Annotated in this window: 25 protein-coding genes; 13 read left to right on the top strand and 12 right to left on the bottom strand. The window is 75.7% G+C overall.

What is annotated here, in order from left to right:
- Positions 1-46 precede the first annotated feature (46 nt).
- On the bottom strand, positions 47-1,219 hold the full coding sequence (locus JD78_RS22950; RefSeq protein WP_438861322.1) for a cold-shock protein: 1,173 nt from the start codon (positions 1,217-1,219) through the stop codon (positions 47-49).
- 381 nt (positions 1,220-1,600) lie between these two features.
- Here JD78_RS22950 and JD78_RS07940 point away from each other — a divergent pair, with 381 nt between their 5' ends.
- Positions 1,601-2,674 carry a Gfo/Idh/MocA family protein gene (locus JD78_RS07940; RefSeq protein WP_153362098.1) on the top strand — a complete coding sequence of 358 codons (1,074 nt, stop codon included), beginning with the start codon at positions 1,601-1,603 and terminating at the stop codon, positions 2,672-2,674.
- Between the two features lie 9 nt (positions 2,675-2,683).
- Here the strand turns inward: JD78_RS07940 and JD78_RS07945 are convergent, their stop codons facing one another.
- Positions 2,684-3,265 carry a DUF1349 domain-containing protein gene (locus JD78_RS07945; protein WP_153362099.1) on the bottom strand — a complete coding sequence of 194 codons (582 nt, stop codon included), beginning with the start codon at positions 3,263-3,265 and terminating at the stop codon, positions 2,684-2,686.
- Between the two features lie 123 nt (positions 3,266-3,388).
- Between JD78_RS07945 and JD78_RS07950 the strand changes: the two genes are divergently transcribed.
- Positions 3,389-4,702: a cytochrome P450 gene (locus JD78_RS07950; protein ID WP_153362100.1), complete on the top strand. Its 1,314-nt coding sequence runs from the start codon at positions 3,389-3,391 to the stop codon at positions 4,700-4,702.
- Positions 4,703-4,714: 12 nt separating this feature from the next.
- Here the strand turns inward: JD78_RS07950 and JD78_RS07955 are convergent, their stop codons facing one another.
- The 7 genes from JD78_RS07955 to JD78_RS07985 form a co-directional block, all read right to left on the bottom strand.
- Entirely contained in the window at positions 4,715-5,563 is an 849-nt protein-coding gene (locus tag JD78_RS07955) for an SDR family oxidoreductase (protein WP_153362101.1), read from the bottom strand.
- Positions 5,564-5,615: 52 nt separating this feature from the next.
- Positions 5,616-6,371: a nitrilase-related carbon-nitrogen hydrolase gene (locus tag JD78_RS07960; protein ID WP_153362102.1), complete on the bottom strand. Its 756-nt coding sequence runs from the start codon at positions 6,369-6,371 to the stop codon at positions 5,616-5,618.
- A complete protein-coding gene (locus JD78_RS07965; protein WP_153362103.1) occupies positions 6,368-7,570 on the bottom strand; it encodes a pyridoxal phosphate-dependent aminotransferase in 1,203 nt (400 codons plus the stop codon). Before JD78_RS07965 ends, JD78_RS07960 begins: the two co-directional genes overlap by 4 nt.
- Positions 7,571-7,601: 31 nt before the next feature.
- Positions 7,602-8,120, bottom strand: a complete 519-nt coding sequence (mug, locus tag JD78_RS07970) for a G/U mismatch-specific DNA glycosylase (RefSeq protein ID WP_153362104.1) — start codon at positions 8,118-8,120, stop codon at positions 7,602-7,604.
- Complete coding sequence (locus JD78_RS07975; RefSeq protein ID WP_166521068.1) at positions 8,117-9,682, bottom strand: Na+/H+ antiporter; 1,566 nt, start codon at positions 9,680-9,682, stop codon at positions 8,117-8,119. The genes mug and JD78_RS07975 overlap by 4 nt, the downstream gene beginning before the upstream one ends.
- 5 nt (positions 9,683-9,687) lie before the next feature.
- Positions 9,688-10,212 (bottom strand): DUF421 domain-containing protein, encoded by a 525-nt coding sequence (locus JD78_RS07980; protein ID WP_153362106.1) that lies wholly within the window; start codon positions 10,210-10,212, stop codon positions 9,688-9,690.
- Between the two features lie 401 nt (positions 10,213-10,613).
- On the bottom strand, positions 10,614-10,931 hold the full coding sequence (locus JD78_RS07985; RefSeq protein ID WP_228395386.1) for an ArsR/SmtB family transcription factor: 318 nt from the start codon (positions 10,929-10,931) through the stop codon (positions 10,614-10,616).
- 131 nt (positions 10,932-11,062) lie between these two features.
- Here JD78_RS07985 and JD78_RS07990 point away from each other — a divergent pair, with 131 nt between their 5' ends.
- The 10 genes from JD78_RS07990 (at position 11,063) to JD78_RS08035 (ending at position 21,761) form a co-directional block, all read left to right on the top strand.
- Positions 11,063-11,413, top strand: coding sequence for an NADH-quinone oxidoreductase subunit A (locus JD78_RS07990; RefSeq protein WP_228395387.1), 351 nt, complete (start codon positions 11,063-11,065; stop codon positions 11,411-11,413).
- The gene (locus JD78_RS07995; RefSeq protein ID WP_153362108.1) at positions 11,404-12,606 is read left to right on the top strand and encodes a hypothetical protein; all 1,203 of its coding nucleotides are present in this window, start codon (positions 11,404-11,406) and stop codon (positions 12,604-12,606) included. Before JD78_RS07990 ends, JD78_RS07995 begins: the two co-directional genes overlap by 10 nt.
- A complete protein-coding gene (locus JD78_RS08000) occupies positions 12,603-13,535 on the top strand; it encodes an NADH-quinone oxidoreductase subunit H (RefSeq protein ID WP_153362109.1) in 933 nt (310 codons plus the stop codon). The genes JD78_RS07995 and JD78_RS08000 overlap by 4 nt, the downstream gene beginning before the upstream one ends.
- Before the next feature lie 7 nt (positions 13,536-13,542).
- Positions 13,543-14,094 (top strand): NADH-quinone oxidoreductase subunit J family protein, encoded by a 552-nt coding sequence (locus tag JD78_RS08005; protein ID WP_153362110.1) that lies wholly within the window; start codon positions 13,543-13,545, stop codon positions 14,092-14,094.
- A complete protein-coding gene (locus JD78_RS08010) occupies positions 14,091-14,393 on the top strand; it encodes an NADH-quinone oxidoreductase subunit NuoK (protein ID WP_153362111.1) in 303 nt (100 codons plus the stop codon). Before JD78_RS08005 ends, JD78_RS08010 begins: the two co-directional genes overlap by 4 nt.
- On the top strand, positions 14,390-16,336 hold the full coding sequence (locus tag JD78_RS08015) for a proton-conducting transporter transmembrane domain-containing protein (RefSeq protein WP_166521069.1): 1,947 nt from the start codon (positions 14,390-14,392) through the stop codon (positions 16,334-16,336). The genes JD78_RS08010 and JD78_RS08015 overlap by 4 nt, the downstream gene beginning before the upstream one ends.
- Positions 16,337-16,342: 6 nt before the next feature.
- Positions 16,343-17,830: a complex I subunit 4 family protein gene (locus tag JD78_RS08020; protein WP_153362113.1), complete on the top strand. Its 1,488-nt coding sequence runs from the start codon at positions 16,343-16,345 to the stop codon at positions 17,828-17,830.
- Between the two features lie 37 nt (positions 17,831-17,867).
- Positions 17,868-19,289: an NADH-quinone oxidoreductase subunit N gene (locus tag JD78_RS08025; RefSeq protein WP_153362117.1), complete on the top strand. Its 1,422-nt coding sequence runs from the start codon at positions 17,868-17,870 to the stop codon at positions 19,287-19,289.
- 68 nt (positions 19,290-19,357) lie between these two features.
- Positions 19,358-19,963 carry a TetR/AcrR family transcriptional regulator gene (locus JD78_RS08030; RefSeq protein ID WP_166521070.1) on the top strand — a complete coding sequence of 202 codons (606 nt, stop codon included), beginning with the start codon at positions 19,358-19,360 and terminating at the stop codon, positions 19,961-19,963.
- A 70-nt stretch (positions 19,964-20,033) separates the two neighbouring features.
- Positions 20,034-21,761: an MDR family MFS transporter gene (locus tag JD78_RS08035; RefSeq protein ID WP_153361175.1), complete on the top strand. Its 1,728-nt coding sequence runs from the start codon at positions 20,034-20,036 to the stop codon at positions 21,759-21,761.
- On the opposite strand, the gene JD78_RS22550 is transcribed toward JD78_RS08035, so the two are convergent.
- From JD78_RS22550 to JD78_RS08045, 3 genes are read right to left on the bottom strand one after another with little or no spacing between them, the layout of a single operon-like run.
- Positions 21,737-21,871 carry a hypothetical protein gene (locus tag JD78_RS22550; RefSeq protein WP_267128569.1) on the bottom strand — a complete coding sequence of 45 codons (135 nt, stop codon included), beginning with the start codon at positions 21,869-21,871 and terminating at the stop codon, positions 21,737-21,739. The two genes, JD78_RS08035 and JD78_RS22550, sit on opposite strands and share 25 nt — an antisense overlap.
- Positions 21,868-22,158: an STAS domain-containing protein gene (locus JD78_RS08040; protein ID WP_153361176.1), complete on the bottom strand. Its 291-nt coding sequence runs from the start codon at positions 22,156-22,158 to the stop codon at positions 21,868-21,870. Before JD78_RS08040 ends, JD78_RS22550 begins: the two co-directional genes overlap by 4 nt.
- Positions 22,155-22,511, bottom strand: coding sequence for an STAS domain-containing protein (locus JD78_RS08045; protein WP_153361177.1), 357 nt, complete (start codon positions 22,509-22,511; stop codon positions 22,155-22,157). Before JD78_RS08045 ends, JD78_RS08040 begins: the two co-directional genes overlap by 4 nt.
- A 140-nt stretch (positions 22,512-22,651) precedes the next feature.
- On the opposite strand from JD78_RS08045, the gene JD78_RS08050 reads away from it, so the two are divergent.
- Complete coding sequence (locus tag JD78_RS08050; RefSeq protein ID WP_153361178.1) at positions 22,652-23,380, top strand: response regulator transcription factor; 729 nt, start codon at positions 22,652-22,654, stop codon at positions 23,378-23,380.
- The last annotated feature ends 5 nt before the right edge of the window (positions 23,381-23,385 follow it).

A 23,385-nucleotide genomic window follows, 5' to 3' on the forward strand; every position in this document is an offset into this window, starting at 1 on the left:
GGCCGCCGGTCACCCGGCGGCCCACAGTCGGGTCACGACCGCTGGGTCAGAGCGGCTGGACGTCCTCCGCCTGCAGCCCCCGGTCGCCCGGCCGGGCGGAGAACTCCACCCGCTGGCCCTCGTCCAGGCTGCGGTAGCCGCCCCGGTCGGCGATGGCGGAGAAGTGCACGAACACGTCCTCGCCGCCGTCATCGGGCTCGATGAACCCGAAGCCCTTCTCCGCGTTGAACCACTTCACCGTGCCCTGGCCGCCGCCGCCCCCGCCGCTGCGGCGAGCCGGGCGGGACTCCCGCGCCGGCCGCTCGTCGCGGTAGCGGTCGTCCCGGCCGTAGGAGTCACGGCCACGGGAGTCCCCGTAGGAGTCCCGGCCACCCCGCGACGGCCGTCCGCCGCCGCCGATGGGCTCGACCGAGTCGGCCTGCGGGCCGCGGTCGCCGGGGCTGGCGGTGAAGGAGACCCGCTGCCCCTCGTCCAGGCTGCGGTACCCGCCGTCGTCGGCGATGACGGAGAAGTGCACGAACACGTCCTGCCCGCCGTCATCGGGCTCGATGAAGCCGAAGCCCTTGTCCGCGTTGAACCACTTCACCGTGCCCTCGGACCCGGCACCGCCGCGGCCGCGCGCGGGGCGCTCGTCCCGCCGCCGGTCGTCCCGCCGGTCGTCGCGCCGGTCGAACTGCTCCCGCGCCGGCCCGCGGCCCAGCGCCTCGACCGAGTCGGCCTGCATGCCGCGCTGGCCGGGGCTGGCGGTGAAGGAGACCCGCTGCCCCTCGTCCAGGCTGCGGTACCCGCCGTGGTCGGCGATGGCGGAGAAGTGCACGAACACGTCCTCGCCGCCGTCGTCGGGCTCGATGAACCCGAAGCCCTTGTCCGCGTTGAACCAGCGGACGGTGCCCTCGCTGCCGCCGCCGCCGTGGCGCGGCGCCCGCTCCGGCCGGCGGCCGTACTCCTCGCGGGGCTCGTCCCGCCGGGACTGCTCACGGCCCGACTGCTCACGACCCCGCCGGGGTGCGCCGCCGAGCGGCTGCACCGCGTCGGCCTGCAGGCCGCGCTGACCCGGGCTGGCGGAGAACTCCACCCGCTGTCCCTCGTCCAGGCTGCGGAAACCACCGTCGTCCGCGATGGCGGAGAAGTGCACGAAGACGTCCTCGCCGCCCTCGTCGGATTCGATGAACCCGAATCCCTTCTCCGCGTTGAACCACTTCACCGTGCCCTGGGGCATCCGTCTCTTCCCTGCTCTCGACATCCCCCGGCCCCGTCTCCGGGCCGGTCCATCCACCGGTGCACCTCGCCCGCTCGTCCTCGAGCGCGCGGCACCGGTCCCCCTCCACTGTGACAGGTGGGAGCGCGGACGGCGGAACGGACCGGGAACCGCCGATCCGCCGGGGGCGCCTGCCGGGCTCGGGGACCGGTGGCGGCGGACGGCTGACGCGTCACGTGCACGCTCCTCCTCCGCCCTGGTTCCTGCCGCAGCACGCGCCGGCGCTGGCCTCCGCGCAGGCCGGACGCGCCACCGAGCTCCACGGCTGGTTCACCCGCCAGGTCGCGCGGACCGGCCGCCTGAGTCCGGCCGGCCCCGGGCGGCTGCTCTAGCGTTCCCCGGGTGACCTCCCCGTTCATCGCCGTGCCCGCCCTCCCCGCCGACGCCGACCCGCGGGAGGCCACCGGCCGTCCCGTCCGGTGGGGCGTGGTCGCCACCGGCTCCATCGCCGCCACCGTGACCGCCGACCTCGCGCTGCTCCCCGACGCCGTGCTGCAGGCGGTGAGCTCCCGCGACGCCGGGCGCGCGCAGGCCTTCGCCGAGCAGTTCGGCTTCGCGTCCTGGTACGCCGACGGCGACGGCGGCACCGGCCTGGACCAGCTGCTGGCCGACCCGGAGGTCGAGGCGGTCTACGTCGCCACCCCGCACGCCCAGCACGCCGCGGTGGTGCGGGCGGCGCTGACCGCGGGCAAGCACGTGCTCTGCGAGAAGCCGCTCACCATCAACGCCCGCGAGGCCCGCGAGGTCGCCGAGCTGGCCCGGGACCGGGGGCTGTTCCTGATGGAGGCGGTGTGGACCCGCTTCCTGCCCGCGTTCCAGCGGGCGATGGCCATCGCCGCCTCCGGGGAGATCGGCACCGTGCAGTGGGTGGCCGCCGAGGTCGGCTTCCCCGCCCCCGCCGACCCGACCGCCCGGATCTGGGCCCGGGCCGACGGCGGCGGCTCGCTGCTCGACCTCGCCGTCTACCCGCTGCTGTGGGCGTGGGGCACCCTGGGCCGGCCCGCGGAGGTGACCGCCGTCGGCACGCTCAACGGCGAGGGCGTGGACGCCCAGGCCGCGCTGTCGCTGCAGTGGCCCACCTGTGCGCAGGCCCAGCTGACCACGTCGCTGCTGGCCCGCTCGCCGCACACCGCGCTGGTCTGCGGCACCGACGGCTGGATCCGCACCACCGGCGAGCACGCGGTGTACCGGCCCACCCGGCTGGACGTGCAGGCCGGCGAGGGCCCGCTGCGCACCGAGGAGTTCCCGCTGATCGGCTCGGGCTACCCGTGGGAGCTGCGCGAGGCCACCCGCTGCATCCAGGCCGGGCTCACCGAGAGCCCCACCATGCCGGTGGCCGACACCGTCGCGACGATGGAGCTGCTCGACGGCGTCCGTCGGCAGCTCGGGGTCAGCTACCCCAACGACGAGGTCTGAGCCCCGGGATCAGTGCAGGGCGGCGTCGGCCGGTCCGGTCGCCCACCGGCGGAACCGGACCACCAGGCCCGCCCGGGTCGGGGCGCAGCAGTACGGGCCGGCGCCCACCGGGACGCCGGGCGGGAAGGCGGCCACCCGGACCAGCCGGAACGGCTCGTCGTCGACCCGGGCCCGCACGGTCACCGCGTCGCCGGAGCGGCTGGCCCGCACGGTGACCGTGCGGCCGGCCCACTCCGGCACCGGCGACACCGACCAGTCCGAGCGGCCCAGGGTGACCACGGCGCCCAGCTGCGGGGCCCCGTCGGAGAACTCGACGCCGGCCTTGAGCCAGGTCTCGGCGCCGGCGCGCAGCACCAGCCCGGCCTGGTCGAACTGCTGGTCGTAGTCGACGTCGACGGTCACCTCGACCGCGCCCGGGTCGCCCAGCGGGGCCAGCAGCGCATGGGCGTCGTCGTGCACGAAGCCGTAGGAGGTGTGCCGCCAGGCGTCGCTGCCCTCGACGGCGGTGACGAGCAGGTCCGGGCCGTCGGTGGTCACGGCTGCCGGTGGGGCGGTCCAGCTGCCGGCCGACCAGGGCTGCGGTGTGGTCACCGGGCCAGTCCACCACGCCCGACGAGCCGTCCACCACCCGCACAGGGATGCGTGGGATGGTCGGGGCAGCCAGTGGCACACGCAGAGTCGATGGCCCACGCACAGTCGAGTTGGACGGGGAGCATGCCTGCGAACGACGTTCCACCACGCCGGCGACGGCGCGGACCCCGCGCAGCGATCGGGACGGTGCTGGGCCGGCTGGCGCAACGCCGGATCCGCGCGAAGGGCCTCGACGTCGCCTCGCTGACGTTCCTGCCCGAGGCCGCCCGGCTGCCCCTGCTGCGCACCGGCACCGACCCGGTGCCCGAGCTCGCCGAGCTGCGCGCCCGCTGCCCGGTGGAGCGGCTGGACCTGCCCTTCGGCTTCGCCGTCCACCTGGTGACCGGCTACGACCAGGCGCGCACCGTGCTCGCCGACCGCAGCTCCTACAGCAACGACATCCGGCACCTGTTCGGCGACGCCGGCCCCGGTTCGACCGCGGACGTCGGCGGCCTCGGCTTCACCGACCCGCCGCTGCACACCCGGCTGCGCAAGCTCGTGGCCCCGGAGTTCACCCGGCAGCGGCTGGCCGGGCTGGAGCCGGCGGTCGAGGCCACCGTGGCCCACCGGCTGGACGAGCTGGCCGCCGCGGGGTCGCCGGCCGACCTCGCCGAGCTGGTCTCCTGGCGGGTCCCGATGGACGTGATCTGCGACCTGCTCGGGCTCGACGACGCCGACCACGAGGCGTTCCTCCGGCTGGGCACCCAGCGGTTCGACGCCACCGGGGGCATGTCGGCGGCGCTGGGTGCGGTGTCGGAGCAGAAGCGGATCCTGCTGGACGTGGTGGCCCGGCAGCGCTCCGCGCCGGGCACGGGTCTGATCGGGCGGATCATCCAGGCCGAGGGCGACGCCGTCTCCGACGACGAGCTCGCCGGGCTGGTCGACGGGATCGTGACCGGCGGGTACGAGACCACCGCGAGCTCGATCTCGCTGGGCACCGCGGTGCTGCTGCGCGACCCCGCGCACGCCGCGCTCGCCCGGGACGGCTCACCCGCCGACGTCGACCGGCTGGTCGAGGAGCTGCTGCGCTACCTGTCGGTGGTCCAGGTGGCGTTCCCCCGGTTCGCCACCCGGGACCTGGAGGTGGCCGGGTGCCCCGTCCGCGAGGGCGACGCCGTCGCCGTCTCGCTCAGCGGCGCCGACCGCGACCCGGCCTGGGCGGGCGCCGACCCCGACCGCTTCGACCCGGCGCGCACGGCCACCGGCAGCCACCTCGCCTTCGGCCACGGGGTGCACCGGTGCGTGGGTGCGGAGCTGGCCCGGATGGAGCTGCGCATCCTCTTCCCGGCGCTGTTCCGCCGCTTCCCCGACCTGGCGCTCGCCGTGCCGGAGGAGCAGCTGCGCTGGCGGGAGCTCTCGTTCGTGCACGGCGTCGAGGAGCTGCCGGTCCGCTTCTGACCGGCACCTCGGCTACTGCCGCAGCACCTCGGCCAGCGGGGTGGCCGGGCGGCCCAGCAGGTCCGGGACGGCGGTGCTCACGGCCGCCAGCTCGCCGGCGGCGATCGCCGTGTAGGTGGACACCCAGGCGTCGACGAGCCAGCGGGGCGCGTCGTAGCGGGCCCGGGAGGCGTACGCCTCCTCGACGGTCTCCGGCTCGTAGCGCGCCGCCCGGCCGGTGACCTCGGCGACCGTCGCGGCGACCTCGGTCAGGGTGAGCGCCGCCGGGCCGGTGAGGTCGTAGGTCGCGCCGGCGTGCCGCACCGGGTCCCGCAGCACGGTCACCGCGACGTCGGCGACGTCGCTGATCGCGACCACCGAGGCCCGGCCGTCACCGGCCGGACCGCGGAGCACGCCGTCGTCGCCGACCATCCCGGGCAGGTCGTCGGCGTACAGCCCGTCGCGGAGGAACGTGGTGGTCAGGCCGAGCGACCGGGCGTGCTGCTCGGTGGCCCAGTGGTCGCGGGCCAGCAGGAACGTCGCGTCCGGGGCGGCGCCGAGGAACGAGGTGTAGACCACGTGCCCGACGCCGGCCCCGGCCGCCGCGTCGAGGACGGTGCGGTGCTGGTCGACCCGGTCGGCGGACTCGCTGCCGGACACCATGAAGAGCGTGTCGACGCCGGTCAGCGCCTCCCGGGCCGCCGCCCCGTCGGCGTAGGGGGCGACCGCCACGGTGGCGCCGGCCAGCTGCGGAGCCCGCGCCGGGTCGCGCACCAGGAGGCGCTGCCGGACCCCGGCGTCGGCGAGCAGCCGGGCGACCCGGCCGCCGAGCCGTCCGGTCGACCCGGTCACGGCGAGGGTGGGCGCTGCGGGATCGGTCACCACCCGATCGTCGCCGACGAGCACCGTCCCCGCCCGTCGACGGACCCGGCCGCTACCTGCGCCGGTCGGCGAGGAAGGGGAAACGCTCGCGGGTGGCCGCCACCTCGGCGGCGTCGACGTCGGCCAGCACGATCGTCTCCACGCCGGCCGCGGTGGCCAGCGGCTCCCCGCTGGGGCTGACGACGCAGCTGTCGCCGGCGTGCTCCACGCCGTCACCGGCGGTGCCCACCCGGTTGCACCCGACGACGTAGGCCTGGTTCTCGATCGCCCGGGCCCGCAGCAGCGTCTGCCAGTGGTGCCGGCGGGCGGCAGGCCAGTTGGCCGGCACCAGGTAGACGTCGGTGTCGGGTGCGGCGTCCCAGAAGACGTTCGCGAACCGCAGGTCGTAGCAGATGAACGGGGTGACCCGCAGCCCGCCGACCTCGACGGTGACCGGCCCGGTGCCCGAGCGGAACCGCTCCCGCTCGGTCGCGAACGGGTGCAGCTTGCGGTACCGGTGCGTGCCGCCGTCCGGCCCGGCCAGCACGAAGGTGTTGAACGGCAGCTCGCCGCCGGCGTCGACCTCCGGGCAGGTGCCGGCCACCCACACCCCGTGCTCGGCGGCCTGGGCGGCGAGGAACCGTGCCGACGGACCGCCCTCGGGCTCGCTGATGCCCGGCGTCATCGAGAACCCGGTGGAGAAGGTCTCGGTGAGCAGCACCAGCTCCGCGCCGGCGCCGACGGCGCGGGCCACCTGCGGCGCCAGCCGGTCGTAGTTCGCCGCCCGGTCCTCCCAGACGATGTCGTGCTGCACCGCGGCGATCCTCATGCCATCCCCCGCAACCGCTCGACGGCAGCGCCGAGCACCTCGTCCCGCTTGCAGAAGGCGAAGCGCACCAGGTGCCGGCCCAGGTGCGCGTGCGCCGGGTCGTAGAACACCACACTCGGCACCGCGACCACCCCGGCGCGCTCGGGCAACGACCGGCAGAACGCCACGCCGTCGCCGTCGGGCTGCAGCGGGCGGACGTCGACGGTGGCGAAGTAGGTGGCCTCCGGGCCGAGCACCGGCAGCCCGGCCGCCACCAGCCCGCCGACGAGCAGGTCGCGCTTGCGCTGCAGGTCCGCCGCCGCGCCGGTGAAGTACGTGTCCGGCAGCCGCAGCCCCGCCGCGATGGCCGGCTGCAGCGGCCCGGCGTTGACGAACGTCAGGTACTGCTTCGCGGTGCGGACGGCGGCCACCAGCTCCGCCGGCCCGCACACCCAGCCGACCTTCCAGCCGGTGGTGCGGAAGGTCTTGCCGCCGCTGCTCACCACCAGGGTGCGCTCGCGCATGCCCGGCAGGGTGGCCGGCGAGACGTGCTCCGCGCCGGCGAAGACCAGGTGCTCGTAGACCTCGTCGGTGAGCACCAGCAGGTCCGCGGCGGTGGCGACGTCGGCGAGCAGCGCCAGCTCGGTGCGGGTGAGCACCGTGCCGGTGGGGTTGTGCGGGGTGTTGAGCAGCAGCAGCCGGGTCCGCGGGCCGACCGCCGCGCGCAGCTCCGCCTCGTCGAAGGTCCAGTGGGTGGCCCCGCCGGGCTGCGGGGACCCCGGGCGGAGCGGGACGGGGCGCAGCACTCCCCCGGCCATCGCGACAGCCGCGGCGTAGCTGTCGTATATCGGCTCCAGGACGACGACCTCGTCGCCGGGCTCGACCAGCGCCAGCAGGGCGGCGGTCAGCGCCTCGGTGGCGCCGGCGGTCACCAGCACCTCGGTGCCGGGGTCGTAGGTCAGCCCGGCGAACCGCTGCTGGTGCTCGGCGACCGCCTGCCGCAGGCCGGGCCGGCCGGGCAGCGGCGGGTACTGGTCCAGCTCGGTGCCGATCGCGGCGCGGGCGGCGTCGAGCACCTCGGGCGGGCCCGGCTCGTCGGGGAACCCCTGGCCCAGGTTGATCGCCCCGGTGGCGACCGCCAGCGCGCTCATCTCCGCGAACACCGTCGTCCCGAAGCCGCGCAGCCGCCCGGCCAGCTGCTGCCGTTCCCCTGCCGCCATGCGGGCAGCCTCCCACCGCGGGGGCGGCGGCTCAGCTCCGGGCGGCCTCGCGCAGCTCGCCGTAGAGCCGGGCGAGGTCGGGCAGCTGGTGGTGGGCGTTGAGCCCGCTGGGGTTGGGCGCGACCCGGGTCAGCGCGCCACCCACCCGCTCCGGCTGCGGGCCCAGCTGGGCCTTCGGCCGGTCGAAGGCCACCCGCCAGGCGGTCACGCCCAGCACGGCGAGCACCCGCGGGCGGTACCGGCCGACCAGCGCGGCGAGCTGCTCACCCCCCTCGCGCAGCTCCTCGCGGGTCAGCTCGGCGGCGGTGCGGGTCGGCCGCGCGACGACGTTGGTGACGCCGAGGCCGTACCGCAGCAGCTCCCGGTCCTCCGCCGGCGTCAGCAGCCGGGGGGTGAGCCCGGCCCGGTGCAGCGCCGGCCAGAAGCGGTTGCCCGGACGGGCGAAGTGGTGCCCGACCTCGGCGGAGAGCAGTGAGGGGTTGATCCCGCAGAACAGCACGTCGAGGTCCGGTGCCACCACGTCGCGCAGTGGCTTCCGCGGAGCGGTCACGACTCGTACCGCAGCGCCCGGGCCTCCACGTCGAACAGCACGTCGTCGGCGGCCGCCGGGCTCACCTCGCCTCGTCGCCGGGCCTCGAGCACCGCCTCGCGCTCGGCCTCGCTGGCGCGGCCGAGCAGCTCGCGCAGCGCCTCCCCGATCCGCTCGTCCCGGGTCTCGCCGTCGATGAGCCCCTCCAGCGACCGGCGGTAGCCGAGCCGCCCCTCGTACTGCTGGAGGACCGCGGCGCGCACCTCGGCCGGGACGTCGTCGGCGGCCCGCACCTGCTCCAGCGCCACCTCGGTGATCCGGCGCTGCAGCCGGCGGACGTCGGCCTGCACGTCGGCGTCGCTGGCCACGCCCAGCCGGCGGATGAGCGGGGCGAGGGTGAGCCCCTGCAGGACCAGGGTGACGACGACGACCATCAGCGCGACCAGCACGACCTCCTCCCGGGCCGGGAACGGGCCGCCGCCCTCGACGGTGACCGGCAGCGCCAGCGCGGTGGCCACCGTGACCACCCCGCGCATCCCCGCCCAGGAGACCACCGCGGACTCCCGCCACCCCGACGGCGTGGCCGCGCCGGTGCGCCGGGCCCGGCGGCCGGCCAGCCCGGAGGCGGTGAACATGGCCGCGGCCCGGACCACCACGAGCACGGCGATGACCGCGCCGCCGACCAGCAGCGTCTGGCTGTCGCCCAGCAACGAGGTGGTGCCGAAGACCGTCGTCAGCTCCAGGCCGAGGAAGGCGAACAGCAGGCCGCTGACGGCGAACTCGACGTACTGCCAGACCGAGCGGCCCAGCAGCCAGCCGGCGGAGGTGACCTCGCTGGTGGCGACCGTGCGCAGGTAGAGCGCGGCGAACAGGACGGCGAGCACGCCGGAGGCGCCGATCTCCTCGGCGAGCAGGTAGACGCCGAAGGGCACCGCGAGGGTCACCGTGGTCTCGGTGGCGGCGTCGCGCAGCAGGCCGAGCGCCTTGCGGGCCAGCCAGCCGGCCGCCAGGCCGAGAGCGGCCCCGCCGAGCACCGCGACGAGGAAGCCGACGCCGACCTGGGTCACGGTGACCCCGCCGGCGACGACGGCGGTGACCGCGAGCTGGTAGACGACCAGGGCGGTGGCGTCGTTGAACAGCCCCTCGCCCTCCAGGATCGTGACCAGCCGGGGCGGCAGCTTGAGCCGGCTGGCGACCGCGCTGGCCGCGACCGGGTCGGGCGGGGCGACGATGCCGCCGAGCACGATGGCCACCGCCCAGGGCAGGCCGAGGGCGTGCCCGACGACCGCGACCGCGGCGGCGGTGACCAGGGTCAGCCCCACCGCCAGGCCGAGGATCGGGCGCGCCGCCGAGCGCAGCTCCCGCAGCGAGGTCGCCTGCGTGGTGGCGAACAGCAGCGGCGGCAGCACGATCGGCAGGATCAGCTCCGGCGGCAGGTCCGGGGCGGGGACGAACGGGACGACGCCGAGGGCGAGTCCGTAGATGGTGAGCAGCACCGGCTGCGGCACGCCGATCCGGTCGGCGACCGGGGTGAGGACGACGACGCCGAGCAGCAGCAGCCCGAAGACCGCCAGGGAGTCCACGGCGGTCAGGCCCGGTGGGATGCGGCGCCCGGCACGTCGGCCAGCGCGGAACCGCTGCCCAGCGCCGAGTCGGGCACCACGCTGACGGTGCCGTCGGTCTCCAGCACCACCGCGGCGACCGTCGACAGGTCACCCTGGCCGCTGGCCCGCACCGCCTGACGGACCTCGGCCTCGCTCATCCGCTGCTGCCGGAGCGCGTCCGCCAGCAGCTCCCCGCGGTGCAGCAACAGCGTCGGGTGGGCCGTGACGGCATCGCGCAGGCGGGGCCGTCGGCTGGTGAGCCAGGCGACGACGAACTGCAGCCCGGCGAGGAGCCCGAGGGCCACCGCGCCGTCGGCCCACGCGACGTCGGAGCTGAGGACGATGGTCGCCAGCGTCGACCCCAGGGCCACGGTGATGACCAGGTCGAAGGCGTTGAGCTTGGCCAGCGTCCGTTTCCCCGACAGCCGGAGGACGACGACGAGGGTCACGTAGGCGGAGGCCCCGACGGCGAGGATGCGCCCCAGGTCGGACCAGCTGTCGAACCACATGGTCAGCCCGCTACCCGGGATCGGGCCGGTCGCACCTCCGGTCGCCCACGGGTGTCGATCAGGTCAGCAGGAGACCGACCACTCGTGTCCGCAGGAGCGGCACACCAGGTAGGCGACCCACGAGCGCGGGTCGAAGTCATCCGGGGAGTCGTCGACCTCCGGAGCGGAACAGGTGGGGCAGCAGGACATCCGTGCGAGTGCGCTCTGGTGGGCTCGGCGCTGGCTGGGCGCAGCGAGGACGAGTTCGGCCATGGGACACCCCCGTGGGCTGTGGGCGGGAGACCGGCTCCCGCCTCGTGAGCAGGCAATCTCCCCGCCGGACGCGGTGAGCGCACCCGGACACGGCCGCCGTCGTCGGATCGTCATGTGCGCTCAATCCGGTCGTCCGATGACGGCCGGGGTCAGCCCTCGCCGGCGGCCTGCGCCCGGGGCAGCTCGACCAGGCTGCGCAGGCAGTGCTCCCGCAGCGGCGCGGGGAAGCCCTCGGCCAGCCGGTAGAAGACCACCCGCCCCTCGCGCCGGGTGCTGACGAAGCCGGCGGTGCGCAGCAGCCGCAGCGCGTACCCGACGGCGTCCTCGGTCGCGTCCAGCCCCAGGGCGATGTCGCCGACGCAGAGCTCCTGCACCTGGTCGAGCGCGTAGAGCACCCGGGCGCGGGTCGGGTCGGCGAGCAGGCTGAGCACGGCGGTCAGCTCGGCCGCCTCGTCACGGGAGGGCACCCGCGCTCGCACGGCGGCGACGCGGGCGGGGTCGACAGGATGCGCGTGGTCCACGGCGCGCGGGTTACCCGCGCGGGTGCACGGGTATGCGGCGGCGGTCAGCAACCCGGTCCGACGTCGTGGAGGTGCAGGTGGCCGCCTACCTGAGCGCCGCCCTGATGCTCGGGCTCGCCGTCGGCGGGGCCCTGGTGGCGCACCTGGTGCACCGCCGCACCGCAGTCGCCCCCGGCGCGGTGCCGACGCTGCCGTTCCAGTCGGGCTGGCGCCCCGCCGAGCACGCGCTCTCCCGGTTCGAGGCCCGCTACTACCCGCTGACCCTGCTGTTCCTCGCCTTCGACGTGGAGATGCTGTTCATGTACCCGTGGGCCACGGTCGTCGCCACGGTCGGCACCTCGGCGATCGTGGAGATGTTCGTGCTGCTCGGCGTGCTCATGGCCGGCGTGCTGTGGGCCTGGCGCGAAGGTGCGTTGCGGTGGACCTGATCACCCGGCTCGCCACCCGGCGGACCGCGGTGCTCGTCGTCGAGGTGCCCGGCTGGGCGGCCACCCGCTGGGCCGTGGAGCGGGAGGTGCGCGACCGCGGCTGGCGGCCCGCCCTCTCCCCCGCCGACGCCGACGTGCTGGTGGTCTGCGGCCGACCCGGCGCCCGGCTGGCCACCGCGGTGGACCACGTCTGGACGCAGCTGCCCGGTCCGCGCGCCCGGGCCGCGCTGACCGAGCCGGCGTCCGCCGCGGGCGCCCTCGATGCAGCCCTGACCCAGCTCACCGACCGCGACGCCCAGCGCCGCGACGCCGTCGACCGGCCCGACGAGCCCTCGCCCGGCACCGGCGCCGCCGAGCGGGTCGAGGGAGAGCCGACGCCGTCCGAGCCGCAGGACGACGAACCGCCTGCCTTCGACGACCCCGGTCCCGCCCAGGAGGACGACGGCGACTCGGACGCGGGCGAGCCCGGCGACATGGACCACGGCGACATGGACCACGGCGGCATGGACCACGGCGGCATGGACCACGGCGGCATGGACCACGGCGGCATGTACGACCACGGCGACATGGACATGGACATGCCGATGCCCGGCGGGATCATGCTCGCCGGCGCCGGCGGGAACGACCAGCTGCCCGACCCGGACGGCCTGGACCTCGACGTGCTGCACCTGCCGCTGGGACCGGTGCTGCCGTCCTGGCCCGCCGGCCTGCTGCTGCACACGACGCTGCAGGGCGACCTGGTGGTCGCGGCCGTCCCGGAGGTGCTGCCGGCCGACGGGGCACCCCCGTCGGCGCAGGACGTGCGCCGCTCCCCCGCGGGCCGGTGGGACGCGGTCGCAACCCTGCTCGCCCTGGCCGGGTGGGACGACGCAGCCACGCGGGCCGCCCGGCTGCGGGACGCCGCCCTCGACGGCGAGCTCCACCAGGGGGACGCCGACCGGCTCGCCCGCAGGATCCGGCGTTCCCGGCTGCTGCGCGCGTCGCTGCGCGGGCTGGGCGAGCTGCCCGACGGCGACGCCCACGACCGGCTGCTGCACTGGCTCGACGGCGCGGCGGCGGAGCGGACCACGACCCTGGGCGACGTCGCCGAGCTGGTGACCGGGCTGGACCTGGCCGCCGCCCGGCTGGTGGTGGCCAGCCTCGACCTGGACACCGCACACCGGACCCCGGCGCCGGCGGAGGCCACGTCGTGAGCGTCGACCAGGTCTCCTCCGCGTGGGTGCCGCTGGCGGCGGCGCTGCTGCTGGCCGTCGCGGCCGCGGCGGCGGCGCTGGACGGCGCCCTGGCGGCCCGGTCGCTCGGCCACCACCCGGCGAGCGGGCTGCTGACCCCGGTCGCGGAGACGGCACGGCTGTTCCGGCAGCGCCGCCGCAGCACCCTCGCCGCCGACGTCCCGCTCTGGCGGATCGGCGGCGCCGGCCTGCTCACCGCGGCGCTGCTCATGGTGGTCGTGGTGCCCCTCGGGCGCTGGACGGTGGCCGACCTGGCGGTGGGCGTCGTCTGGTTCAACGCGATGGACGTGCTGCTGTGGGCCGCCGTCTGGCTGGCCGGGTGGGGCCCGAACAGCGCGCACGCCCTGGTCGGTGGCTTCCGGTTCCTGGCCCAGGCGCTGGCCTACGAGCTGCCGCTGATGTTCGCGCTCACCACACCGGCGGTGGCCGCGCAGAGCCTGCGGCTCGGCGACCTGGTGGCCGCGCAGGAGGGGCTGTGGTTCGTCGTCTGGATGCCGGTGGCGTTCGTCGTCTTCTGCGGCGCGGTGCTCGCCTTCTCCGTCTGGGGCCCGTTCGCCGCGGCCACCGGGTCGACGACCGCCGGCGGGGTGCTCGCCGAGACCTCGGGGGTCGACCGCTGGCTCGTCACCGCCGGCCGGTACGCGCTGCTCACCGCCGGGGCGGCGTTCGGCGCCACCGCCTTCCTCGGCGGCGGGCAGGGCCCGCTGCTGCCGGCCTGGCTCTGGACGCTGCTCAAGACCGCCGCACTGCTCGCGGTGCTCGTCGCGCTGCGCCGCCGGTTGCCGGTGCTCCGGCCGGAGCGGCTGGTGGCCCCGGCCTGGCTGGTCGTGCTGCCGCTGACGCTGCTGCAGCTGCTGGTCGTGTCCGTCGTCGTCGTGGTCCGGGGGTGAGGCGGCAGTGCTGAGCGGGATCGTCTTCTGGGTGCTCGCGGTGATCGCGGTCGCCACCGGGGTCGCGGTCTTCCGGGTCGACTCGATGGCCCGGGCCACCTACGCGCTGGCGGCGTCCTTCATCGCCGTCGGGCTGACCCTGCTGCTGTTCGACCTGCAGTTCCTCGGCGTGATCACCGTGCTCATGATGGTGATGGAGATGGCGGTCATGGCCATCTACATGATCATGTTCATGGGGATGAACCCCGCGCTGATGCCGATGAGCATGGTGCACGGGAAGCGCCCGGCCCTGGTGGTCTCGATCGGCACCTTCGTCGTGCTGGCCGGCGGCGCGCTGCTGGTCGACTGGCCCACCCGCCGCGGCGCCCCGGCCGCCGACCTGGTGACGTCGCTGGGCGAGGCGGTCATGGAGTCGAAGATGCTGGTGATGATGACCGTCTCGCCGGTCCTCTTCGCCACCATCGTGGCCGCGCTCGTGCTGGCCCTGCCGCGCAGCCGCTACGACCGGATGGGCGCCGACCTGCGCGGCCGGGACCTCGACCGGGGGGCCGGCCGATGACCCTCGAGACCGTCCTGGTCGTGGCGGCGGCGCTGTTCAGCGTGGGCCTCTACGGCGCCATCTCCCAGCAGGTCGTGGTCATGGTGATGATGGGCCTGGAGCTGATGCTCAACGGCGTCATCCTGGCCGCGGCCGCCTTCTGGTGGTTCCTCTCCCCCTCCCCCGACGGCCAGGTGCTGCTGCTGGTGGTCATCACCGCGATGACGGTGGAGATGGCCATGGGTTTCGCCGTTGCGACGCTGCTGCACCGGGCGAGGCAGTCGGACATGACCGACATGGCCACGGACCTGGCCCGGTGACCGGACTGCTGTGGACGGCGGTCGCGCTGCCGGCCGTCGTCGGGGCGCTGCTCGCCGTGCTCGGTCGCCGGGCGGACCGCGTGGCGCTGCCGGCCGGGGTGACGGCGGCGGCCGGGGTGCTGGGGCTGGCCGTCGCGGTCGCCCTGGGCCGGCCGGCCACCGCCGTCCCCTTCCTCCCGGCGGCGTCGTTCGGGCTGGCGGTCGACGCGCTGGCCGCGGTCGTGCTCCCCGCGGTCGCCGCGGTGGCCCTGCTGGTGCTGGTCTTCGCCGCCGGCGACGCCGGCGCCCCGTTCCAGCGCGCCCGGGCGCGGTTCACCGGGCTGATGCTGCTGTTCCTCGCCGCGGTGGTCGTCACGGTCACGGCGAGCACCCTGCCCGCCCTGCTGGTCGCCTGGGAGGTGATGGGCGCGACCTCCTACGCGCTGATCGGCTTCCGCTGGCAGGAGGAGCACCGGGTCGGCGCGGGCCTGACCGCGTTCCTCACCACGCGCACCGCCGACCTGGGGCTCTACCTCGCCGCCGGCGCCGCGCTGGCCGGCGGCGCCGGGCTGGGGCTGGACGACCTGGCGGCGGCCGACGGCCCGTGGCTGCACGTCGCCGCCGCCGGGATGCTCGTCGCGGCGCTGGGCAAGGCCGCCCAGCTGCCGTTCACCGCGTGGCTCTCCGCCGCGATGCAGGGGCCGAGCCCGGTCAGCGCGCTGCTGCACTCGGCGGCGATGGTCGCCATGGGCGGCTACCTGCTGCTGCGGATGGAACCGCTGCTCGCCGCCACCGGCTGGGCCGGCCCGACCGCGGCGTGGGTCGGCGCGCTGACCGCGCTGCTGCTCGGCGCGGTGGCGATCGCCCAGCGCGACCTCAAGCAGCTCCTCGCCGCCTCCACCGCCGCCCAGCTGGGGTTCGTCGTGCTGGGCGCCGGGGTGGGGTCGGTCGCCGGCGGCACGGCGCACCTGGTCGCGCACGCCGCCACGAAGGCGCTGCTGTTCCTGGTGGCCGGGGCCTGGCTGACCGCGCTGGGCACCAAGCAGCTGACCGCGCTGCGCGGTGCCGCCCGGCGCTGGCCGCTGGTCGGCGTCGGCGCCGGCATCGGTGCGCTGGCGCTGGCCGGCGTCGTCCCGCTCTCGCTGTGGGCGACCAAGGACGAGGTGCTGGCCGGCGCCCGGGAGGAGTCGCTGCCGCTGTACCTGGTGGGGCTGGCGGCCGCCGCACTGTCGGCCGGCTACGCCGGCAAGGTGCTGTGGCTGGTCTGGCGGCCGGCGCCGGCCGACCCCGCCGACGATGGGCTCGACACCGAGGAGGAGGGCACCCGCCGGGTCGGCGGACTGCAGCAGGCGCCGCTGGTGGTGCTCGCCGCCGGCGCCGCCGTCCTCGGCCTGCTCGCCCTCCCGCCGGTGGGCGAGGCGTTGCGCCGCGCCCTCGGCGACACCGCTGCCCCCACGGCCTCGTGGGCGGAAATGGCCATTTCCGCCCTCCTCGCCGCCGTCGGCGTCGTGGTGTCGGGGCGGAAATGGCCATTTTCGCCCTCACTGCGCGGGTGGCTGGCCGGGTGGCTCGGGCTGGCCCGGGCCACCGACGTGCTCGTCGTGCGGCCGGTGCTGCGCGCGGCAGAGCTCTGCGCCCGGTTCGACGACCGGGTGCTCGCCCCCGCGGTGGCCGGGACGGCTCGCTCGGCTCTGCACACCGCCGGGGCGCTGGGCCGGTTCGACGACGGCGCGCTCGCCCCGGCGACCACCGGCACCGGCCGGTCGACCCTGCGGCTGGCCGGCGCGACGGGCCGCGCCGACCTGGCCGGGCCCGACCGGCTCGTCCGGGCCGCGGCCGCCGGCACCCGGCGGCTGGGCGGGCTCGCCCGGCGGGCCCAGACCGGGCTGCTGCACCAGTACTACGTCCAGGCCACCGTGGCGCTCGCCGCCGCGCTGGCCCTCCTCCTGCTGGCCGGAAGGTAACCCCCCGTGCTCACCGTGATCGTGTTCCTGCCGCTGGTCGCCGCGGCGGCGCTGGCCCTGGTGCGGGTGTCCGACCGCACCGCCCGCTGGGCCTGGGTGGCGGCCACCGTCGCCGACCTCGCCCTGGTGACCGCACTGTGCGTCGGGTACGAGACGCCGGCCGACGGCGGCCTCGCCTACGAGGTGCAGGCCCGGTGGATCCCGTCGGTGAACAGCAGCTACCACGTCGGCGTCGACGGGCTGTCGCTGCCGCTGGTGGCGCTGACCGCGATCGTGTTCTGCGCCTGCGCGGTCTACTCGCTGCGGGAGGACCGGCGGCCGCGGCAGCTGGCCGCGCTGTTCCTGGCCCTGCAGGCCACCTGCCTGGGCCTGTTCGTGGCCCAGGACCTCATCCTGTTCTTCCTCTTCTTCGACCTGTCGATCGTCGGGATGTACGCCGCGATCGCCGGCTGGGGACACGGCGAGCAGCGGGGCCGCTCGGCGCTGCAGTTCTTCCTCTACACCTTCCTGGGCAGCCTGGCGCTGCTGCTGGGTTTCATCGGCCTGTACCTGGCCGCCGACCCGCACACCTTCGACATCCCCGAGCTGGTGGCCGCCGCGCCGCTGGCCGACTCCCCGGTCGCCGGCGGGTTCGTGCTGGCCGCACTGCTCGTCGGGCTGGCCATCAAGACCCCGACCGTCCCGTTCCACACCTGGCTGCCGCCGGCGCACACCGACGCCTCGGCCATCGGCTCGGCGGTGCTCGCCGCGGTGCTGCTGAAGATGGGCACCTACGGGTTCGTCCGGATCGCCATGCCGGCGATGCCCGACGCCTGGCAGGGGGCGGCCTGGATCGTGCTCGCGGTGGGCGTCGTCTCGGTGCTGTACGGCGCGCTGGTCGCGCTCGCGCAGACCGACCTCAAGCGGATGATCGCCTACACCTCGATCAACCACATGGGCTACGTGCTGGTCGCCGTCGGCGCGGCCGGGCTGGTCGGCAGCGGGACGGCGGCCCGGGAGCTCGCGGTCACCGGCGCGGTGACCCAGATGGTCAGCCACGGGCTGCTCACCGGGGCGCTGTTCCTGCTCGCCGGGGTGCTGCACCAGCGCACCGGCAGCTACGCCATGGGCGAGTACGGCGGGCTGGCCCGGCCGGCGCCGGTGCTCGCCGGGCTGTTCGCGGTCGCCGCCTTCGGCTCGCTGGGCATCCCGGCCCTCAGCGGGTTCGTCGCGGAGTTCCAGGTCTTCGCCGGCAGCATCGGCGCCACGGCCTGGGCGGCGATCGCCCTGCCGGGCATCCTGCTCACGGCCGCGCTGTTCCTGCGCGCCCTGCAGCGGGTGTTCACCGGGGAGACCCGCGGCCGGTCGGTGGGGTTCGCCGACGTGCGGGCGGTGCAGGCCGGGCCGGTCATCGGGCTGCTCCTGCTCTCCCTGGCCGTCGGCGTCGCCCCGTGGCCGCTGCTGGACGTCATCACCCCGGCCACCTCCCTCGTGGTCGAGCTGGTGAGCCGATGACCGGTGAGCCGCTGACCGGGGTCGCGCCGTGACCGAGATGGCCCCGCTGGCGCTGCTGCCGGAGATCAGCCTGCTCGCCGGCGCCGTCGTCGCCCTGCTGGCCGGCTCGTTCCTGCCCCAGCGGCGGCAGTGGGTGGCCCGGCTGGTGGCGGTCGCCGCCCTCCTGACCGCCGGCATCGCGGCGGCGCTGGCGCTGGGCGACCCGGCGCGCACCGTGTTCGGCGCCTTCGTCGTCGACACCCCCACCGGGATCACCCGGCTGGTGGTCGTCGCCTCCACGCTGCTGGTGATCGGCCTCGGCGTGGAGGAGCTCGCCGGCCAGGTGCGGGAGAGCGAGACCTACGCCCTGCTGCTGCTCGGCTCGCTGGGCGCGGTGGTGCTCGCGGCCACCGACGACCTGCTGGTGCTGGCGGTCGGCTTCCTGCTGTCCAGCATCCCGCTCTACGCGCTCGTCGGGCTGGGCCGCAGCGCCCGGGCCGCCGAGGCCGCGCTCAAGACCTACCTGCTGGGTGCGCTGTCCGGGATCCTGCTGCTGCTCGGCTGCAGCGTGCTGTTCGGCATGGCCGGCAGCACCGCCTACGCCGGGCTGGCCACCGGGCTGGCCGGCGCACCCGAGGCGCCCGTCGCGGTGGGGGCCGTCGGTGTGCTGGGCGGCCTGCTGTTCAAGGCCGGCGGGGTGCCGCTGCACTTCTGGGTGCCCGACGCCACGCAGGGGGCCGGCACCGCCGCGGCGGCCTTCCTCACCACCGTGCCGAAGATCGGGGCGCTGGTCGCGATGATCCGGCTGGTCGACGTGCTGCCCGGGTCGCTGCCGTGGCCACTGCTGCTCGGACTCCTCGCCGCGCTCACCATGACGCTGGGCAACCTCGCCGCGCTCGGCCAGACCGACGCCCGCCGGCTGCTGGGCTGGTCGACGGTCAGCCAGGTCGGGTACCTGCTCATGCCGGTGGCCGTCGTCGGCGCCACCGACGCCGCCGTGCCCGCGCTGCTGACCTACCTCGCCGGCTACGCGGTCACCAACCTCACCGCCTTCGCGGTGCTCGCCGGCGATCCGCGCACGACGGCGCTGACGGACTCCCGGGGCCTGGCCCGGCGGCGCCCGGGCCAGGCCGCCGCGCTGGTCATCAGCCTGCTCAGCCTCGTCGGCACGCCGCCGACGGCCGTCTTCCTCGGCAAGCTCACCGTGTTCACCGCAGCCTGGGACGGCGGGCTGGCGTGGCTGGTGGTGGTCGCCGCGGTGAACACCGTGATCAGCCTCGCCTACTACCTGCGGTGGCTGGTCCCGGCGCTGTCCCGGGAGGGCCGCCCCGCTCACGACGGGGACGAGGACGACGAGCGGGAGCCCGACGACCGCCCGTGGGCCCGGGGCGCCGCGGCCACCGGTGCGGTCGGGGTGCTCGCGGTCGGGCTGGGCGCGGGGGCGGTGACCGCGCTGGTCGCCGGCGCCACCCTGGGCTGACCGACCTCGTCACCCGGACGGGGTGAGTCGCCGACCTGTTGGTTGCATGGCGTGCAAGAATGCACGGCGTGCAAGAACCTGCCGGCCTGCGCGAGGCCAAGAAGGCCGCGACCCGCCGCGCACTGCGCGCCGCCGCCACCACGCTCGCCCTCGAGCACGGGCTCGACGGGGTGACGGTGGACCAGGTCTGCGCCGCCGCCGGCGTCTCGCTGCGCACCTTCTTCAACTACTTCGAGTCCAAGGAGGCGGCGCTCCTCGGCGAGGAGCCGCCCCTCGGGAGCCCCCAGGGGCGCAAGGCCTTCGCCGCCGGCGGCCCCTCCGGTGACCTGCTCGCCGACCTGCTCACGCTGCTCGACCCGTCGGACCTGGTCGAGCAGGAGGGCCGGACGGGTCTGCTGCAGGCGATGCAGCTGGCCCAGCAGGAACCACGGCTGCTGGCCGGCCACATCGCCCGGGAGATCGCCCACGAGCAGGAGGTCGCCGCCCTGGTGGCCACCCGGCGCGGCCTGCCCGAACCCGACCTCGGCTGTGCCGCGCTGGCCACCACCGCCCAGGCGCTGCTCCGGCTCGCCGGCCGCAGCTGGATCGACGCCGAGGACGACTCGTCCCTGCGCGAGCACATCGACGCCACCCGGGCCGCCTACGTGGCCGCGCTCGGGTCCGCGCTGCCCTGACCCACACCACTGACCCACCCGCCCGACCCACCCGCCCGACCCACCCGCCCGACCCTCCCCGAGGAGACCCGTGTCCACCGCGACCCCCGCGCCCGCCGGCGCACCGCCGATCGTCCTGACCCGGCGGCGGATCAACCTGATCTTCTCGGCGCTGGTGGCCGGGATGCTGGTCTCCAGCCTGGACCAGACGATCATCTCCACCGCGATGCCGACGATCGTCGGCGACCTGGGCGGGGTCTCCCAGATGGCGTGGGTGACCACCGCGTACCTGCTGGCCAGCACCCTGGTCATGCCGGTCTACGGCAAGTTCGGCGACCTGTTCGGCCGGCGCACGCTCTTCCTCGTCGCCCTGGGCCTGTTCACGATCGCCAGCGTCGGCGCCGCCCTCTCCCCCAGCTTCGGCGCGTTCGTGTTCTGGCGCGGCGTCCAGGGCCTCGGCGGCGGCGGGATGATGATCCTGTCCCAGGCGATCATCGCCGACATCGTCCCGGCCCGGGAGCGCGGCAAGTACATGGGCCCGCTCGGTGCGGTCTTCGGCCTCTCGGCGGTGGCCGGGCCGCTGGTCGGCGGGTTCTTCACCGACCACCCGAGCCTGGGCTGGCAGTGGTGCTTCTGGATCAACGTGCCCATCTGCCTGGCCGCGCTCGTCGTCGCCTGGTTCGCCCTCGCCCTGCCGCGCAAGCGGAACACCGAGCCGGTCGACGTGCTCGGCGTCGTCACCCTGTCGACGGCCACCGCGTCGCTGATCTTCTTCACCGACCTGGGCGGCAGCGACGGCTGGACCGACCCGCGGACCCTCGGGCTGATGGCGCTGTTCGTCGTCGCCGCGGTCGCGTTCGTGCAGGTCGAGCTGCGCGCCGCGCAGCCGATCATCCCGATGTCGCTGTTCCGCAGCCGCAGCTTCGTGGTGGCCACCGCGCTGGGCGCCGCCGTCGGGCTGGGCATGTTCTCCGCGGTCGCCTTCGTGCCCACCTTCCTGCAGATGGCCTCGGGTACCTCGGCGGCGAACTCCGGCCTGCTGATGCTGCCGATGATGGGCGGCCTGTTCATCACCGCCATCGGGTCGGGCATCGCCACCACCCGCACCGGCCGGTACAAGGTCTTCCCCGTCGTCGGGGTGGCCACGGTCGCCGCCGCGATGGCGTGGATGACCACGCTCAGCGGGCAGACGCCGGTCTGGGTGGTCGGCTCCCAGCTGTTCGTCATGGGGCTGGGCCTGGGCCTGATCATGCAGATCGTGGTGCTGGTCGCGCAGAACGCGGTCTCCGCGCGGGACATCGGCTCGGCCACGGCGACCAACAACTACTTCCGCGAGGTCGGCGCGACCCTCGGCGTGGCGGTCTTCGGCACCATCTTCACCAGCCGGCTGGCCGAGAACCTGGGCGGCGCCCTGGCCGCGAACGCCCAGGAGGCGGCCGCGGCGGGGATCGTCTCCCCGGACACCCTCGTCCCCGCGGCGGTGCAGGCCGCCGGGGAGCCGCTGCGGTCGGCGATCGTCGCCGCCTACGCCGACTCCCTCGCCCCGGTCTTCGGCTACCTGCTCCCCGCGTTCGCCATCGCCTTCGTGCTCGCCCTGCTGATCAAGGAGATCCCGCTGTCCGACGTCGCCGGGATGGTCGCCCGGGGTGAGGCGGTCACCGACGAGGCCGACCTGCCGGCCCCGGCGCGCACCGCCGGGGAGGTCACGTCAGCGCCCGCCGCGCCGGACACCGACGGCGTGGTCGACGACGCCCCGGACGTGGTGGTGACCGGGTCGGCGGACGAGCCGGGCGCTCAGGCGCCGGCGGCCCACTCGTAGGCGCAGGCGCGGCAGCGCAGCCGCGACCACCAGCCCGGGTCGTCGCCGGGGTCGCGGACCTCCTCGGGGTCCGGTGCCCCGCAGCCCGGGCAGCTGTGCCGGGTGCTCACCGCGCACCCACCCCGGCAGGCGGGTGCAGCAGCACCAGCTCCCGGCCGGTGGCCGACATCGCGTCCTGGAGCGAGCGGAGGGCGTGCAGTCCGTCGTCGTCGACGGCCTGCACCCCCTCCAGGTCGAGGACCACCCGCCGGTGCCCGTGCCCCTGCAGCACCAGCACCGCACCGCGCATCAGGTCCGCGCCCTGCACGCTCAGCCGGCCGCCGGCCCGGATCGCTCCGGCCCGGGCGTCGACGAACTGCTGGTAGGCGGTCTCCGGCTGGTGCGCCGACCGGGTCACGCGGCGCTCCGGGGCCGGCGCGGCTCGACGTGCAGCACGTGCTGCAGACCGGTGCGGCGCAGCACGTCCTGCGTGCGCCGGTCGGCGCCGCGCAGCACCACGGCGCCACCGCGGGCGCGGCAGATGCGGTGCGCCCAGAGGAAGCTGGCGAGCGCGGGGCTGGCCAGGTGGGGCACCTCGGTCAGGTCGACGACGATCCGCCGGGCACCGCCGAGGAGGGCCTGGTGCAGCAGCCACCGCACGTCGGCCAGCCCGTCGCAGACGTCGGCCTCGCAGAGCTGGACCAGCCGCTCGTCGCCGCTGCGGTCGTCCGGTCGCACGGACGTCTGCCGGGCTGCGGTGCTGGTGGTCATGCGGTCCTCCTCGGCCGGGCGCCGTTCGGTGCGCCCCTGGGCAACAGTGCCCGTGGGGGGTGACGAACGACCCGTCCGTTCATTTGCGATCCGATGACGACCGCACTGCACCGGCGCTGCCCGCCGGGCCGAATGGCAACATGTCCCGCGTGCCGCCGCGTCTCCTCGTCGTCGAGGACGACGACCACATCCGCACCGCCCTGCGCTGGGCACTCGAGGACGAGGGCTACCTGGTCGAGGAGGCCGTCGACGGCGAGGACGCGGTCCGCCGCGTCGCCGTCGCCGTCCCCGACCTCATGCTCGTCGACCTGATGCTCGGGGCGATGGACGGCTTCGCCGTGATCCGCGAGGTCCGGCGGGACCACGACCTGCCGATCATCGTGGTCAGCGCCCGGGCCGACACCCACGACATCGTGGCCGCGCTGGAGGCCGGCGCCGACGACTACGTGACCAAGCCCTTCCAGCTCAAGGAGGTCACGGCCCGGCTGCGCGCGCTGCGCCGCCGGGTGTCCAGCGGCGCCCCGCGGCCGGGCGCCGCGGAGAACGCCACCCCGGAGGTGGTGCTGGACGCGCACGCCGCAGCGCCGCTGGTGCTGCGCCAGGAACGCGGCACCGTGCACCGGGGCGAGGAGCAGCTGGCCCTGACGCTGACCGAGTTCCGGCTGCTCTGCGAGCTCGCCTCCGTGCCCGGCCGGGTGCTGAGCCGCCAGGAGCTGCTCAGCCGGGTCTGGGAGCACGGGTTCTTCGGCGACGAGCGGATCGTGGACGTCCACGTCCGGCGGCTGCGCACCAAGATCGAGCTCGACGCCGGCAACCCGCAGGTGGTGGTCACCGTCCGCGGGCTGGGGTACCGGCTGGACCTGCAGTGAAGCCG

It is taken from the genome of Modestobacter roseus, from assembly GCF_007994135.1.
Lineage (GTDB): Bacteria > Actinomycetota > Actinomycetes > Mycobacteriales > Geodermatophilaceae > Modestobacter > Modestobacter roseus.